General features: G+C 45.9%; 15 protein-coding genes. 12 read left to right on the top strand and 3 right to left on the bottom strand.

Going from position 1 to position 14,590, the window contains the following annotated elements; all coding sequences use genetic code 11:
• Positions 1 to 215: 215 nt before the first annotated feature.
• The 6 genes from F3J22_RS16810 to F3J22_RS16785 all read left to right on the top strand — a co-directional run bounded on the left by F3J22_RS16810 (position 216) and on the right by F3J22_RS16785 (position 5,214).
• A complete protein-coding gene (locus F3J22_RS16810; RefSeq protein WP_167019110.1) occupies positions 216 to 554 on the top strand; it encodes a hypothetical protein in 339 nt (112 codons plus the stop codon).
• Between the two features lie 198 nt (positions 555 to 752).
• Positions 753 to 1,604, top strand: a complete 852-nt coding sequence (locus F3J22_RS16805) for a sigma factor-like helix-turn-helix DNA-binding protein (protein ID WP_167019109.1) — start codon at positions 753 to 755, stop codon at positions 1,602 to 1,604.
• Positions 1,605 to 1,712: 108 nt separating this feature from the next.
• A complete protein-coding gene (locus tag F3J22_RS16800; protein ID WP_167019108.1) occupies positions 1,713 to 2,108 on the top strand; it encodes a hypothetical protein in 396 nt (131 codons plus the stop codon).
• A 64-nt stretch (positions 2,109 to 2,172) separates the two neighbouring features.
• On the top strand, positions 2,173 to 2,763 hold the full coding sequence (locus F3J22_RS16795) for a TetR/AcrR family transcriptional regulator (RefSeq protein ID WP_167019107.1): 591 nt from the start codon (positions 2,173 to 2,175) through the stop codon (positions 2,761 to 2,763).
• A 120-nt stretch (positions 2,764 to 2,883) separates the two neighbouring features.
• On the top strand, positions 2,884 to 4,434 hold the full coding sequence (locus F3J22_RS16790) for a DHA2 family efflux MFS transporter permease subunit (RefSeq protein ID WP_167019106.1): 1,551 nt from the start codon (positions 2,884 to 2,886) through the stop codon (positions 4,432 to 4,434).
• Positions 4,435 to 4,458: 24 nt separating this feature from the next.
• Entirely contained in the window at positions 4,459 to 5,214 is a 756-nt protein-coding gene (locus F3J22_RS16785; RefSeq protein WP_167019105.1) for an SDR family oxidoreductase, read from the top strand.
• Between the two features lie 84 nt (positions 5,215 to 5,298).
• Here the strand turns inward: F3J22_RS16785 and F3J22_RS16780 are convergent, their stop codons facing one another.
• Positions 5,299 to 6,822 carry a glycosyltransferase family 39 protein gene (locus tag F3J22_RS16780; RefSeq protein ID WP_167019104.1) on the bottom strand — a complete coding sequence of 508 codons (1,524 nt, stop codon included), beginning with the start codon at positions 6,820 to 6,822 and terminating at the stop codon, positions 5,299 to 5,301.
• A gap of 105 nt (positions 6,823 to 6,927) precedes the next feature.
• Between F3J22_RS16780 and F3J22_RS16775 the strand changes: the two genes are divergently transcribed.
• Positions 6,928 to 7,695, top strand: coding sequence for a DUF2490 domain-containing protein (locus F3J22_RS16775; RefSeq protein WP_167019103.1), 768 nt, complete (start codon positions 6,928 to 6,930; stop codon positions 7,693 to 7,695).
• A 13-nt stretch (positions 7,696 to 7,708) separates the two neighbouring features.
• Here F3J22_RS16775 and F3J22_RS16770 read toward each other — a convergent pair whose 3' ends face one another.
• Positions 7,709 to 9,244, bottom strand: a complete 1,536-nt coding sequence (locus tag F3J22_RS16770; protein ID WP_167019102.1) for a M20/M25/M40 family metallo-hydrolase — start codon at positions 9,242 to 9,244, stop codon at positions 7,709 to 7,711.
• 128 nt (positions 9,245 to 9,372) lie between these two features.
• Between F3J22_RS16770 and F3J22_RS16765 the strand changes: the two genes are divergently transcribed.
• The gene (locus F3J22_RS16765) at positions 9,373 to 10,320 is read left to right on the top strand and encodes an alpha/beta hydrolase (protein WP_167019101.1); all 948 of its coding nucleotides are present in this window, start codon (positions 9,373 to 9,375) and stop codon (positions 10,318 to 10,320) included.
• A 3-nt stretch (positions 10,321 to 10,323) separates the two neighbouring features.
• Here the strand turns inward: F3J22_RS16765 and F3J22_RS16760 are convergent, their stop codons facing one another.
• A complete protein-coding gene (locus F3J22_RS16760; protein ID WP_167019100.1) occupies positions 10,324 to 11,508 on the bottom strand; it encodes an acyltransferase in 1,185 nt (394 codons plus the stop codon).
• A gap of 224 nt (positions 11,509 to 11,732) precedes the next feature.
• Between F3J22_RS16760 and F3J22_RS16755 the strand changes: the two genes are divergently transcribed.
• From F3J22_RS16755 to F3J22_RS16740, 4 genes are all read left to right on the top strand, one after another.
• The gene (locus tag F3J22_RS16755; protein ID WP_167019099.1) at positions 11,733 to 12,563 is read left to right on the top strand and encodes a hypothetical protein; all 831 of its coding nucleotides are present in this window, start codon (positions 11,733 to 11,735) and stop codon (positions 12,561 to 12,563) included.
• A 34-nt stretch (positions 12,564 to 12,597) separates the two neighbouring features.
• Positions 12,598 to 13,269 (top strand): hypothetical protein, encoded by a 672-nt coding sequence (locus F3J22_RS16750; protein ID WP_167019098.1) that lies wholly within the window; start codon positions 12,598 to 12,600, stop codon positions 13,267 to 13,269.
• Between the two features lie 3 nt (positions 13,270 to 13,272).
• Positions 13,273 to 13,842, top strand: a complete 570-nt coding sequence (locus F3J22_RS16745) for a dihydrofolate reductase family protein (RefSeq protein WP_167019097.1) — start codon at positions 13,273 to 13,275, stop codon at positions 13,840 to 13,842.
• Between the two features lie 148 nt (positions 13,843 to 13,990).
• On the top strand, positions 13,991 to 14,587 hold the full coding sequence (locus F3J22_RS16740) for a TetR/AcrR family transcriptional regulator (protein ID WP_167019096.1): 597 nt from the start codon (positions 13,991 to 13,993) through the stop codon (positions 14,585 to 14,587).
• Positions 14,588 to 14,590: the final 3 nt, after the last annotated feature.

Below are 14,590 nucleotides of genomic sequence, written 5' to 3'. Positions count from 1 at the left end.
TTGCGATATTCTAATATAATCAGGATAATTTAAAATCCTGAACTTTTTTTTCGTTTACCCGTGTACGTGGAGCTTTCCCGCCTGTACACTGTAGTATTTAAATAAAATAAAAAAATACTATATATTGCAAACAACCAATATTATTCCGGTACTGACATTATCCCTAAAGACTTATACGCTACTTATTCATAACTATTCAATAAACCTATACCTACATGTATATCAGATATGGAACCCGCAACAGGGACCTTTGCGATGAAAGAATGTCCGTTAAATGCCCTAACTGCGGCCAGACGCATGATGCCAATGTAAAAGTGGAATCGACCTATTTCTGGTTTATGACCAGCTTTCTATCGGTATTTCCTTTTCAAAAGGCAGCGTCCTGCTATTGTGCAGGCTGCGATTACTATCTGCAATTTAAAGTGGACGATAAGTTAGTGGAGGCAATGAAGCTTGACAAGAAAAAATTCAGGCATTCCCTGGTAAATTATACCGTGCCGATAATAATCCTGGCAATCGTTTTGTTCTCGCAGGTGGCAAAGCTATTTAGTTAATGACCGGAGATCAGCTATAATAATCGCAGATGCTATTAGTCTGCGATTAGATATTTCCCACGACTCAAAAACAGCCACTGTAGCTAATCTAAAAAATTTATTACAAATTTCTGCTGATGACTGTCACGTTTTCATTGTGATATTGGTCTTATTACTATTGGACAATATTTTTATTTTAGACGTGTCAAAACAGCATTCATGAAAGATTATCAACAGATCCTCTTCCCATACGCCTACAATATTCTCGGATCGGCCGAAGATGCAAAAGATGTCATCCAGGATGTTATTTCCAGGCATTACATGACACCCAGAGAAGGCATTCTTGACGAAAAGAATTACCTGATAAAAAGTGTCATCAACCTGGCTATCAACTATAAAAATAAAAACAAGAAAATAGCTCCGCAAAGAGCAGAATGGCTGCCGGAGCCTGTGGCCACAGATGATAATGCCGATAAGAACCTGCATCTACGGGATATCCTTTCCTACTCACTCATGATCATGATGGAGAAACTAAGCACAATGGAAAGGGCTGTTTTTATCCTGCGTGAAAGTTTTGACTATGACCATAAAGACATTTCCGAAGTATTGAATATCTCGGAAGAGTATTCCCGGAAACTGCTCAGCAGGGCTAAAGCCCGGCTCTTTAAACCCGGCGCTGTTACCCATACACCCGGGCAACAGCAAAAGGCGACAGACCTGCTGTCCGGCTATATAGATGCCATCCGGCAGGGAGATGTGAAAAGAGTAGAAAATATGCTTTCTGCTGAAATCACCATGATCGCAGACGGCGGACCTCACCTGCATGTTGTCCGCAAAATCTGCATTGGCGCTACCGAAGTGGCACCATTGCTGGAACTCATCTTCAACAAGTACCAGGCAACCGCAAATATCGTTCTCCGCTGGATCAATCATCAGCCTGCTTTTCTTTTCTATGTAAACGACAGGCTTACCTCCTGCCAGGTATTTGAAATCAATGAAGCTGGTGATACCATCCTGCAAATCAATAATGTAGTAGACCCGGAAAAACTCAAAGCATTACAAATTTCCTGATTCCTCCGTATACAATAAACCCCTGCCATGCAAACCCTGATTTGCACGGCAGGGGTTTAATATTTCTGTCCGTCGTTTTTTAGTTAAATTGCAGAAAACGATAGTTATATGCCTATTCAGCACAGAAAAAACGATTACCTGGAACGTATGATCGCCGAAGCATTTGCAGCGCTGAAACGCCTTATGAGCGTTGGTGGAAAAGGTGATCTGCCCGAGTATGAAACACAACTGAATTACCTGCTGTCTGAGGTAAAGCTGGATTTTAAAACATTTGAAGAAATGCCCCTGGAGCAGCTTCAGCAATTCCTCGCCATCAGCGATGCCAGCGATCAGCTACTCGAACTCGTTGCCGACTCCCTGAAATATAAAGCCACCGCTACCGGCAACCCCGAACTCGAGACCAGGGCAAACTGGCTCTACCAGCATATCCTCCAACACCCGAAAAGTAATAGTATCAGCTATAGCCTCCTCCTAAAGAAAGACCAGCTTCCCCCACAACAATAATCGCTGATTATCTCCCCAAAAAATAAATTTTGTAAAATAAACCGATCGGTCTTATTTTTGTACTATGATGACGAAAGGAGAAAAAACAAGGCAGTTTATTATTGAGCAGTCGGCAGTACTGCTCAATAAAAAAGGAATGGCCGGCACCTCCGTCAGTGATATTATGGAGGCAACCAAACTTGCCAAAGGTGGTATCTATGGCAATTTCCAGAATAAGGAAGAAATCTGCCAGGAGGTTTTCAGCTACCTCTATGCACGGCTCAGCAAACGCATAGACGCAAAACTCCAGGAGCACCATTCCTACAAAGGAAAGCTCCTGGCGCTACTCGACTTCTACGAAGACACCACGCCCATGGAAAAGGCGGGCGGATGCCCCATGATCAATTTCGGCGCAGAAGCGGATGATACCGACCAGGAAATGAGAGCCCGTGTGGCCACCGCCATTAAAGCCTCCCAGGCCCGGATAACCAGGCTGGTAGCTGGCGGCATCGCCAATGGCGAATTCTCCGCGTCCATCAACCCGCAGGCCTTCGCCGCTAAAATGTTTGCCATGTACGAAGGCGCTGTCCTGGTGTGTAAAGTGCTCGACAATAACGAGCAAATGCGTATCATTACCGATGCACTCCGACAGGAAATCAACGCCTTCAGCACCTGATCTGATCTTACTGATAACACATCCTATAAACGGTTTACTCCCGGAACTTCCCTTCCGGAGATGATGAACCTATTTTTTTGCCACAAAAAAGACCGAACGGTCTATTTTAATTAGTCGTTTATGAACGCCTTGAAAAGACAGATACTCATATTCACGGTCATCAGCGCTGCCATCATGGAACTGATAGATATCTCCATCGTCAACGTAGCACTGTCGCACATGAGTGGCAACCTGGGCTCCACCCTCGCCGATACCAGCTGGGTAGTAACGTCCTATGCTATCGCCAACGTGATCGTAATACCGATGTCCAGCTTCCTCAGCACCTCCCTGGGCCGCAGAACCTACTACATCGGCTCCGTCATTCTCTTTACGATATGCTCCTTCATGTGCGGCAACGCCTCCAATATATGGGTACTGGTGTTTTTCCGCTTCCTCCAGGGACTAGGCGGCGGCGCATTGCTATCGGTTTCGCAAACCATCATGTTTGAACTCTTCCCGAAAGAAAAACAAAGCATGGCCAGCGCGCTATTCGGACTAGGCGTATTCATCGGCCCCACCATAGGCCCTACACTGGGTGGCTTCATCACGGAAAATTACTCCTGGCCCTGGATCTTCTATATCAATATCCCCGTAGGTATCGTGGTTACGCTTTCCTGCCTGCTGCTACTACAGGAATCACCCATCAGACAAACAGTAAAAAAAGTAGACTGGACAGGCATCCTCCTGCTCATCATCGGGGTCAGTACCCTGCAAACGGTGTTGGAGCGCGGTCAGGAGGAAGACTGGTTCGATACCGCCTATATCACCGTATTCACCTTTATCGCCATCGCAGCCATCATCCTGTTTATTATCTGGGAATTAAAGGTAGATGAACCCGTCGTCAACCTACGGGTATTCAAAAGCCGCACACTAACGGTTGCGGCTATACTAACTTTCATTACAGGCATTGGCATGTTTACTTCTGTTTACCTGACACCGGTATTTGCACAGCGACTGCTGGGCTTCACACCACTGGAAACGGGACTGCTACTACTTCCGGGCTCCTTCTTTGCCTTACTGTCGCTCATCATCAGCGGCCGCCTGCTGCAAAACGGATTGTCGCCCGTTGTCATGATCGTTATCGGGTTTACACTATTCATCTACTTTTCCTATACCATGGCATCGTTAAGCCCTGACGCTTCTGCGCAGCTTATCAGCAACAACCTCATCTACCGTGCAGTAGGTATCGCACTGCTGACCGTTCCGCTCACCATGCTGGCCGTGTCTACACTGGAAATGAAAGATATCGCTCAAGGCGCCGCGCTGAACAATATGATGCGGCAACTCGGCGGCTCTTTCGGTATCGCTATCGTCAATACCTATACCGCCAGACGCACGGCCTATCATAGAAACCACCTGGTGGCAGACCTCAACCCGGACAACCCTGCAGTACTGGAACGACTCAACAGCTATACCCATTACTTTCTGTCGCACGGCTCCACACCCGGTAATGCGCATCAGCGGGCGCTCGGACTCATGGAATACGGCGTAGTCAAGCAGTCGACACTGCTTAGTTACCTCGACTCCTTTGCACTGGTAGGCATTCTTTTTCTTGCCTGCCTGCCCCTGCTGTTTATGGTACAGAAACGCAGCACTTCGGCACTGGCATTAAAAAATATCTCCGATCACTAATCATACTCATATAAATCAAAATACATGAAAACTACACAAAACACTGTTCTCATCACCGGCGGCAGCGCCGGCATAGGCTTCGAAATCGCCAGACAATTACTGGAGGCTGGCAATACCGTTATCATCACCGGCAGAAATACGGAAAGACTGGCTGCCGCAGCCAGCAGTCTGCCTGGCGTACATACCTTTAATGGTGATATTGCCAATGCAGATGACACTGCAGCCCTGGTGGCCCATATCACCAACGAATTTCCGCAGCTGAACATCGTCATCAACAACGCCGGCGCGGCTTTCCTCAATAACTTCGTCAGCGATGGCAATGCCTTTGAGAAAGCAGCTGCAGAGATGCATACCAATTATCTTTCTGTCATCCGACTGAACGAATTACTGCTGCCAGCCCTGCTGTTACAGCCGGCAGCAGCCATTGTGAATGTCAGCTCTGTGGCTGCTTTTGTACCGCTGCTGCGGGTGGCTTCCTATTCAGCCACCAAGGCGGCAGTGCATTCCTATACAGTTGCATTGCGCGCCGGACTAACCGGCACGGGTATACGCGTATTTGAGTTAATGCCACCACTCGTCAATACGGAATTCTCCAAAGGTATAGACGGTCATAAAGGCATCCCGCCGCAGCAGGTAGCCACTGAATTTATGCAGGCACTGAGTGAAGATAAATTTGAGATAAGGGTCGCCAACACGGAAGCACTCTACGATTTATACCGCTCATCACCAGCAGATGCGCTGCACGTGATCAATGAATCACGTAATGTAGTTGCTCAGTAAAACACGGTGGTCATCTATATAAAAAAAAGTGTAAAAGATGCGTATTCAGCCCTTTTACACTTTTTTTATGCAGATGCCTGCCGTCTATTCAAATATCCTTTTCCTGAATTGCTCCTTCATTTCAGCAAAATTATATTTTGGTTTTTTGCAGATGTATATCGTCTGATTTACCCTTCCTTCAACGCCAGCATAGATATTCGGGATAACCCTTACTGGTATTACTTCTTCATAAAAAGGTGTAAAGAAATAATCCGGTGTATCATTAAACGCCAGCGCAACCACTGTTTGCGGCATGGCTCCACTGGCAGGCGCCCAGCTATAGAAACTGCCATGGTAGCCGAATTCTTTTGGTAAACCATATTGCTTTCCCATTAGCTCGAAGATGCCTGTCTGGTTATAATGCTTCCCCCAGACCATACAGTCTTTTTTCTCTGCTGCCGGCAAACTATCATAAACCGCGCGCATTTCGCCCAGCACGTGTGGCCACATTTCCTGGGTATAGTACTCTTCGTATGGCACGGCATATTTTCCTCCCGGGATATCTTTCTGCTGGTACTTATAATAATGCTGAAGGTAATTGTCCAGCGTCAGCAGTGGAAACCCAAAAGGAATCAGTACTGCTCCTGTCAGCAATATGGCAGTAACCGGCCACAGCAGCCATTGCTGCCATCCTATCAGTTTTTCTTCCACCCATACCGCACCAAAAGGCAAGATGGTAAATATAATAGAGAAGAAATAATAATTCTTGCCATTCGCCTTCAGTAATACCAGGAAAGATACCACAATAGCAATACCGACCGTACGGTATATACGGCCGGGTTTCCGGAAAAACAGCCATATAATACCCGGGACCAGCAGCAGTAAAGAGACCGGATTCGATGCCAGCATGATACCTTTCAGGATATCACCTTTGCCCTGATGGTCCAGCTGCGTTTCATACAAGCGGTGAAACATCTGGTATACCGGCCATTCATGCTGGCTTTGCCAGATGATATTGGGCGTAACAACTACCAGGAAAACCAGCACACATTGCCACCAGCGATTTGATACAAGTGCCTGTCGTGTATGCTTGCTGGTGAGTAAAGCTACCAGGCCCGTCATAAAAAACAGCATATCGTATTTGGTGAGGAAGCCCAGTGTTACAAAGAGGGTCAGGTACCAGAGATGTTTCCTGTCGGAGGATTGTACAAATTTGAACAGCTGGTAGAAACTCAGCACCCAGAACAGCTGGCTGAAAACGACCGGCTGTAAATTGGAACCACCAGAGGCTGGCGCGATAACATAGGCCAGCAGCGCCAGAAATACGGCCCTGGGACCACCACCGGCAGCTTTGGTAGTCAGCCCGATGGTTACCATGATCACTAAAGTGGCCAGGTGTGGAAAAATGTGGTGTACAAAGATGCTATCCGAATGAAAAAGGTTTTGCACGAAAGCTATTAAACCTATCATGGGAGGAAATTCCATATATCCCCAGGCCAGGTGGTTGCCCGCAGAAATATGCAGCGGTTCATCGCCCTGGAAGCCGGTATGGGAATCTGCAATCAGATGCAGTGCTAACTTGATCAGGCAGAATATAAGGATAATTCTAAGGGTTACTTTATCTTTCATATGACAGAAAGATAATAATTTCCTGCTATCACAGGTAATCCATTACCGAACATTCCCTGCGGTTCGATTGTAGTTTTCTGGTGCCAATACGGCGCCTTAAATCTTATGAAGCATCGCTTTTTATGGTTCCTGTTACTGACTGCTGTTCCCGGCCTTGCACAGCAGAAAAAAGAGATCAATAACCAGCTGCAGTCCTGGATAAGTCTGAACACCACTTTCCGCATCAATGACCACTGGGGTTTTATTGGTGATGCGCATATGCGCCGCAATAATTTTGTGGCAGATAACAGCTTTTATTTCTTACGGGGTGGCGTTGGCTACTGGCTAAACGAAAACCTCTCTTTTATCACCGGCTACGGGCATCTATGGCTGGCCCCTACTACGCCGGGTTATACAACGTTTGCAGACGAAAACCGCTGGTACGAACAGATTGCCTATGCCACCAGAGTTGGTAAGGTATCGCTGCTCAATCGCTTCCGCAGCGAACAACGCTGGCGCGAACAATTACAGAACGATCAGTCTACCGGTAACTATAATTTTTCCAATCGCTTCCGGTACCTGATCAGCATTGGTATTCCTTTATCCCCAAAACCATTTGTACCACAGATTTCGCTGGCAAATGAGGTAGCCGTACAATTTGGTAAAACCATTGTCAATAACACGTTTGATCAGTTCAGGGCTTTTGCCGGCATCCGCCAGAATATGGGTTCAGGATGGTCCTTCGATTTCGGGTATATGTTCGTCAGCTCTCAGAAAGCCAGCGGCTACCAGTACGACTACAACCATACTATCCGGTTATTTTTCTATTATACCTGGATGAAGAAGAAAGGCAAATCTGCCGAGCCACCAGCCTTGCAGTATGAAGATGAATGATGTGGTCATCTCCCTATTGCTTGTCATACTCACTCATCAGGGTCTCAAAATACCTGATCATCCTGCTATAATTTTCTATGCTGATGTACTCATTATTGTTGTGAATCGTTTGCTGTTCAAAATTGTTGATGGCTACGGGCAGGAACCTGTACACATGATCGCTGACTATTTCATATTTATAGGCATCCGTGCCGCCGATTGTCAGGTAAGGGGCTACCACCGCGTCAGGGAAATATTGTTGTATGGTACGCTCCATCACCTTATAGCCCTGGGAGTTGATAGATGATACCCTGGAAGCTTCCCTTACCTCCCGCACATTTTCCAGTTCCACATCAAAGCCGCTACAGGCAGCCAGTACATGTTTCCTGACATCTTCTTCGGTATTTCCCGGCAGCAGCCGGAAGTTGACCACAAAATCAACGACAGGCGCCAGTACATTGCTGGCATCACTGCCTTTCATCTGGGTGAGTGCAGTGGTAGTACGTACCAGTGCATTGGTAGTATGATTAGCGGTCAGTTGTTTGATCAGCATTCCTTTAAACAGCCACTGGTTGGCAATGGCCATCCGGCTCGTAAATCCCATGGAGCCGCCGATCTGCTTAAAAAACTCGTCGATGGTGGGAATGATCATTGGCTTCATCTGATCATTTTCCAGTCGCTGCATGATCACGGCAGCCTTACCGATGGCGCTTTGCAGCGGCGGCATGGAGGAGTGACCACCTAATCCCTTTACCTTTATCCTGATTGACCAGAACCCTTTCTCTGCACAGCCTATCAGTGCTACGGAAGTATTGATACCGGCCAGACTCCCTTTCGTGGATACGATACCACCTTCATCATATACCGCATCAAAGCGGATATTTTTCTGCTGGAAATCTGCTGCAATTTTTTTCGCACCCTCTGTACCTCCTACTTCTTCATCAAACCCAAAGGCAAAATAGATATCGCGTTCAGGGGTAAATGATTTTTCCAGCAGATTGCTGGCGGCTTCCATCAGCGAGAAAAGCATGGGCTTCATATCCAGTGTTCCGCGGCCATAGATGCGGCCATTGACAACGTTCCCGGAAAAAGGGTAATAGTCCCAGGTTTGTGCAATCGCCGTAATGGGTGGCAGCGGTTTATCTTTTGGAGAGAAGATAACGGCGCCGCTGTCTTTCCCCGAAGGGTCACCGGGAGGAACGACGTCCTGGTGGGCGAGGTATATAACAGGTTTTAAAGATGGATTTTTACCTTTCCAGTGGAATACAAGCGCGTGCTGATTGATTTTATAGTGTTCCATATGGGCATATACAAGTGGGTACATGCGCACCAGGTATTGGTCCAGGGTATCGAAAGGGGCATAGTTAAACTGACTGTAATCGACATTGGACACGGTAGGAATCCGGATACCTCCGGAAAACCGCAGCAGTGCAGAATCACTGATTTCATATGTTTTCGGCGGCCCACCAGCTGTTTTGACAGGCGCAAAGGGATAGGTCAGTGTTTTTACCAGGATCACTACGGCCAGCACAACAACAGCTACCAGTATCAGGAGCAGCAATTTCTTCATAATACCTCTTTTTAAAAAGATATAAACAGACGCCTCCTGTTATTGTTCCAATAATTCCATGCTAAAACCCGGTACTTCTCCGTGAGGAAATTACTTCTTAAATTAGAAACAGCTGAAAGATGCAGACTATGTATAAAATAATTTTTGCAGCGCTTATCTGCTGCGGCACGACTATCCAAACCCTTCAGGCTCAGGATGTAATACCATTATATGAGCAGGACAAAGTACCCAATGCCATCCATTCAGACATTCTGATGGACACCCTTCATGGCAGAAGCGGCCAGACGGGAAATGATACGACGGTTATACGTCCGCGAACAATTATGCCTACGCTCACCGTATTTCTTCCGCATAAAAAGACATCAGACATTGGTATTATCGTTTGCTCCGGTGGCAGCTACAGGAATGTGGCCGATCCCCAGGAAGGAATTCCTGCCGCTAAGAAGCTGGCCGATGCCGGCATTACGGTTTTTCTGCTGCACTATCGTGTACCCAGGGCCGATCTGATGCAGAACAAATCCATTGTTCCCCTGCAGGACCTCCAAACAGCCATTCGCTTTGCAAGAGAAAACGCGAAAGCCTATAAACTGAATCCTGATAATATAGGTATTATGGGTTTCTCAGCAGGCGGACACCTGGTATCCACTGCAGGTACTCATTTCAGTACCAATTATATAGATAATCCCAATGGTGTAAATCTGCGTCCGGATTTTATGGTACTGGTTTATCCGGTCATCAGTATGACTGATAGTCTGACTCATACACTATCCCGCAAAAATCTTATTGGCCCCGATATCATCGAATCGCAGGTAAATGAGTTCTCCAATGAAAAACAGGTAAATTCCCAAACGCCGCCTACATTCATTGTTCATGCCATGGATGATTCCACCGTGAAAATCGGGAACAGCCTGGCCTTTGTGGCCGCGCTGGAACAGCAGCAGGTACCGGTTCGTTTCTTCGTATATACCAATGGCGGGCATGGCTTTGGTATTAACAATGAAACAGCCCGGCAACAATGGATAGACCCTTGTATTGAATGGATCAGGGATGAAAAGTGGAAGCAGACAAAAAAATAACCATCAGCTTTTCCTACGGAGATATTTCTCTGCCCACTTAACTGCCGCGGGCGTTTTCTCCAGGAAACGTTTTTCTACCAGGTGATACGTGCAAAAACAGATCGTCATCAGCACAATAGAAATGGCTGCTATCAGGCACCAGTAACCAACCGGGGATAGTCCTGCTACGAAATCATGGCCCAGCACAAAGTGGAACATACAAAACAGCAACATACCATGCAGCAAATAAATGCTATAGGAAAGCTGGCCGATGATAGCTGTTGCAGGCAAATTAAGTAAACCAAAAATTGAATTACCATTTGCTATTAATATAAAACTCAGTACCATACAACTATACGGAACAATGCTGTCAATGTCAGGATAGCCAACAATTACCAGCACCAGTAACGCTATGATCAGCAGTGAGGCATACCATGTTTTTGCGATACGTTGCACCATCGTATTTTCAGACAGCAATCCGGCAATGATACCGCCGATAAAAAAGCTGGCGCGGAGTAAAATATTGAATTGATAAAAATACAGGATAATACATCCGAACAACATCCAGCATAACAGCGCGCAGATCAGCGTTCTGAAAGAAGGCCACAACTGGAAGAACAGCATGCCCAGTAAAGGCAGAGAGAAGTAAAACAACCACTCATAAGCCAGACTCCATACCACACCTGCCACCAATATTCTCGTACCACCGATACCGTTAATATCCGGTTCCATGAAGAGGAGCCACTTTCCCAACTCCATTACGACATTCGCACCAGGTTCCAGCAGGGTAAATCGGGTGATGGCACCTGCAATGATAAACAGCAAAATAACTACCGTGAAATATAAAGGCAGGATGCGAAAAAAGCGCCCTGTATATAGCTTTAGCCAATCGGCCCCATTCCGCTTAAACGACCTTAGCCTGGTGAAAAAGAGGAAGGCGGTGATCATAAAAAACAAGGACACGCTGGATGGTCCCAGGTGGCGGTACAGATGGGAAGGCGGGAAGCCCCACTGGCCGTTATGCAGGAAAAAATACCAGATCACCGAATGATGAAAGAAAACAAAAAAAGCCAGTAGTCCGCGTAGTCCGTCTATGGATTTATACTTACCTGGTTTAACCTCATAACCGGTTAATTTAGCAGCCAGCTTTATCCATAAAATGGTGAACGTAATGATCAGGAAAAATGGGATGCAGCTTTCTATATTCATGGGGCAGGGTATAGTGCAATAAATATAAGGTTGCGCACTGCTATGCCAATTGCATTAAACCACCATTATCAATTTGATTTTGTGATTATTTTTTGTTTTTCGTATTTTTGAAGAAGTGTGGCATTTCACTATGTAAACCTCATCAGCATCTGTTATAGCCGTAGCCAATAAGGACGGCCCGTTATAGAAATTCAATCATTGTTTAACCTGCCAACACCCCAAAAATGAATTATTGTATCATTTCAGCAACGACATTACTCACATTTGTTACCCTGCTGGTTAACAGTATATCTGTGCCCTTTACGGCAGATATCGCCAGATCGTTCCCTGCGCCATTAACGTCATCTGCCGTACGAACAAAAAAAGATGTTTATCTGTATAATAAAGAAAGCTTATCTTTAAAATCAGGAATCGGCACCAGAACCCACTTCAGGAATAAAAACGGTATTACCTGGTATGACCTGAACGGGTTCAGGAATTTTGAGGCAGGAGAAACTACAGCGAAGATTCTTGTACTAAGTTCCAGCAGCAAACAGTTCAGTACAACGTATACGAAAGGATTTTACATCAGCAACCCCGGCAAAGCATTAGCAGATAGTCTGGACAAAGTATATCGTTTATCCGAGATTGATCATTGTGAATATTACTTCCAGGTAGGATGGAAAGGTCTTATTTCCAGGATTGTCAAAGGCGATGGCCTGTCGGTCAGCGCAGATTCAGTGAATGTAGCACGGGAAAGTCTTCATATGCAGGGCGATTCCGTGAAATTTTCTGTTCATATTCATCCGCGTATTACAGATGACAATGGTAATGTTATACAGGCGGGCGATTACACGCCTTCTGTGACAGACAGAACCGGTCATGACGGTATATTCGGAATTATTATTGGATTTGAGCAGAAAAAACCTGACTACAACCCATATGGTATTACTAACGGCCAATGGACCTTACCTTTTTATCCAGTGGCAGGCTTTTATTCCACGCAGGACCCGGCATATAAAGCCGCGATATCCCTGGAAAAGTTCAAGGCGTTAATATCTGCAATGGATCATTAACAACTGTCATGGTGAGAATGTAACACTATAAACTATGAAAAATTTGTTACTGGTTATGCTGATAGGGATGGCTATTCCTTATCATTCAGTGGCACAGGCATCCGATCAGCTGGAGCCTTTCGAGCCTTCGCACAATGCGGTGGACAGCTACTACAATCATCTTTACCAGAAAGTATTATGGCGAATGGCCGAAAAGCCACTGGCCAGATTTGTCGTCATTCCGCCCTATAGTCCGGAATATGCACTTTCTGTAGAGCGGGACCAGCAAAACAACTACTGGCTGAAGTCCAATATCCGTGTAGCATATTATGACCCGGCAGCGGAGAAAAGAGTGACCGCCGAAAAGCCGGTAGTACTGACCAAAAAAATCAATGAGAAGCTGGCACTGAAAATCCAGCACCTCTTTGACCTCGCACTACAGCAACGTAAGGAAACGATGGACTTTGGCATAGATGGCATCCGCTATTTCTTCTCTTCCTATGATGCCAAAGATGGGATGGTAAATGGTCAGGCATCCTCTCCTGTTTCCAGTTCAAAAACAGGCCTGCTGGTAAAGATCTGTCACGAGCTGATTAGTTTTACCAAAGGGCAGAACAACAATGAAGATTCACTGGTTAATAATATCAACAGGCTGGCTGCCCGGTATGAAAAACCGAACGATATCCGGCTTTCTGCCGTTTTTGAAGCACCTGCCACTCAGAAATAAACCATGAGGAAAATAATTTTACATGCGCATATGTCGCTGGATGGCGTTGTCAGTGATCTACCTCACTGGATGAAGATGACCGATGATATCCTTAATGATGCCTCCGCATTCTATGAAACGCTCGATACTATGCTGATGGGTAGCAGAACCTACCCGCAGCTGGCCAGTTACTGGAAAAATGCACTGTTAAACCCTATCTCCTACGCAGAACTGGAACTGGCACGTCATATCAACAGCAAGAAAAAGCTGGTCCTCTCCCGAAGTGCACAACCCCTTGTATGGGACAATTCCCAGCTACTGCAATATACCAGCCCTGATGACCTTCGTATAAAACTGGATGCCCTTAAAGCGGAGCCTGGTGAAAATATCACGGTGGCCAGCGGCGCCGGCCTATGGCATTTCTTTTTAGAAAACAACCTTTTTGATGACCTCCTTTTGTATATCCATCCTGCGCTGGCTGGTCATGGCGAACGGCTGTTTACCGAATTCCACTGGCGGACAATGCTGAGCCTGGTCAGAGAAAAAACCTATGAAGATGGTACCAAAGAGTTGTATTACGAGAAACTCTCCTGACAACACCATCTATATATCTGATTATTAAATATTTACATTTTATTTATTGCGTTTAATATGTTGCAGGTGATACCTTCGGTATCATTTGGGATGTTGCCGGAAAAAAATAAAATTTCATTAGTAAATAAACATTTACTTACTTTGCATCATGAGACCCAGAAATCTTGACAAGGAACAGGCTATTAAAAGCATTGCCCTGGACATCATCACCAATGAAGGCCTGGAAAATCTAACCATGCAAAAGCTGGCGAACGCGGTGGGTATCTCTCCCCGGACCATCTACATAAAATATGCTGATAAAGAAGATCTGCTGGTAAAGTTATTTGTAGATGAGGTACTGGGAGATTATGAGCAGGCGGTATTAAAAGATTTTTCTGCAACCATGGATTTTGCCGATGGCATCCGAAAATTATGGCAGAACACCTTTCATTACCTGAAAGACCATCAGCCGGGCTTTGCCCTCCTGCAATACAGCAAAACCACTCCCCTGCTGCATAAAGCTTACCAGGAGCGCAACATTCGGCAGGGCGATCATTTTCAGGCCATTCATACCTTCTTTCAACGCCACGCCGCGGCCGGGCTGATACCCGTATTGCCCATGGATGTATACAGGGCACTGTTACAGGCGCCTCTCCAGGAGCTGGTGCGCGAATACTTCGACCACAGCACAAGGAAGCAACAAATTATTACAGACCAGGTAGTAGCAGATTGCTGCGAAATGGTCATAAAAGGATTACTTAAATAGATT

The sequence above is a fragment of the Chitinophaga sp. Cy-1792 genome, assembly GCF_011752935.1.
GTDB lineage: Bacteria > Bacteroidota > Bacteroidia > Chitinophagales > Chitinophagaceae > Chitinophaga.
This window is presented reverse-complemented; position numbering and strand designations above follow the sequence as displayed.

Excerpts from the sequence above, each read along its gene's own strand:
- F3J22_RS16765 (WP_167019101.1), top strand. The coding sequence starts at position 9,373 with ATGTATAAAATAATTTTTGCAGCGCTTATCTGCTGCGGCACGACTATC.
- F3J22_RS16745 (WP_167019097.1), top strand. The coding sequence starts at position 13,273 with ATGAGGAAAATAATTTTACATGCGCATATGTCGCTGGATGGCGTTGTC.
- F3J22_RS16755 (WP_167019099.1), top strand. The coding sequence starts at position 11,733 with ATGAATTATTGTATCATTTCAGCAACGACATTACTCACATTTGTTACC.
- F3J22_RS16805 (WP_167019109.1), top strand. The coding sequence starts at position 753 with ATGAAAGATTATCAACAGATCCTCTTCCCATACGCCTACAATATTCTC.
- F3J22_RS16760 (WP_167019100.1), bottom strand. The coding sequence starts at position 11,508 with ATGAATATAGAAAGCTGCATCCCATTTTTCCTGATCATTACGTTCACC.
- F3J22_RS16740 (WP_167019096.1), top strand. The coding sequence starts at position 13,991 with ATGAGACCCAGAAATCTTGACAAGGAACAGGCTATTAAAAGCATTGCC.
- F3J22_RS16790 (WP_167019106.1), top strand. The coding sequence starts at position 2,884 with ATGAACGCCTTGAAAAGACAGATACTCATATTCACGGTCATCAGCGCT.
- F3J22_RS16785 (WP_167019105.1), top strand. The coding sequence starts at position 4,459 with ATGAAAACTACACAAAACACTGTTCTCATCACCGGCGGCAGCGCCGGC.
- F3J22_RS16780 (WP_167019104.1), bottom strand. The coding sequence starts at position 6,822 with ATGAAAGATAAAGTAACCCTTAGAATTATCCTTATATTCTGCCTGATC.
- F3J22_RS16800 (WP_167019108.1), top strand. The coding sequence starts at position 1,713 with ATGCCTATTCAGCACAGAAAAAACGATTACCTGGAACGTATGATCGCC.
- F3J22_RS16750 (WP_167019098.1), top strand. The coding sequence starts at position 12,598 with ATGAAAAATTTGTTACTGGTTATGCTGATAGGGATGGCTATTCCTTAT.
- F3J22_RS16775 (WP_167019103.1), top strand. The coding sequence starts at position 6,928 with ATGAAGCATCGCTTTTTATGGTTCCTGTTACTGACTGCTGTTCCCGGC.
- F3J22_RS16770 (WP_167019102.1), bottom strand. The coding sequence starts at position 9,244 with ATGAAGAAATTGCTGCTCCTGATACTGGTAGCTGTTGTTGTGCTGGCC.
- F3J22_RS16810 (WP_167019110.1), top strand. The coding sequence starts at position 216 with ATGTATATCAGATATGGAACCCGCAACAGGGACCTTTGCGATGAAAGA.
- F3J22_RS16795 (WP_167019107.1), top strand. The coding sequence starts at position 2,173 with ATGATGACGAAAGGAGAAAAAACAAGGCAGTTTATTATTGAGCAGTCG.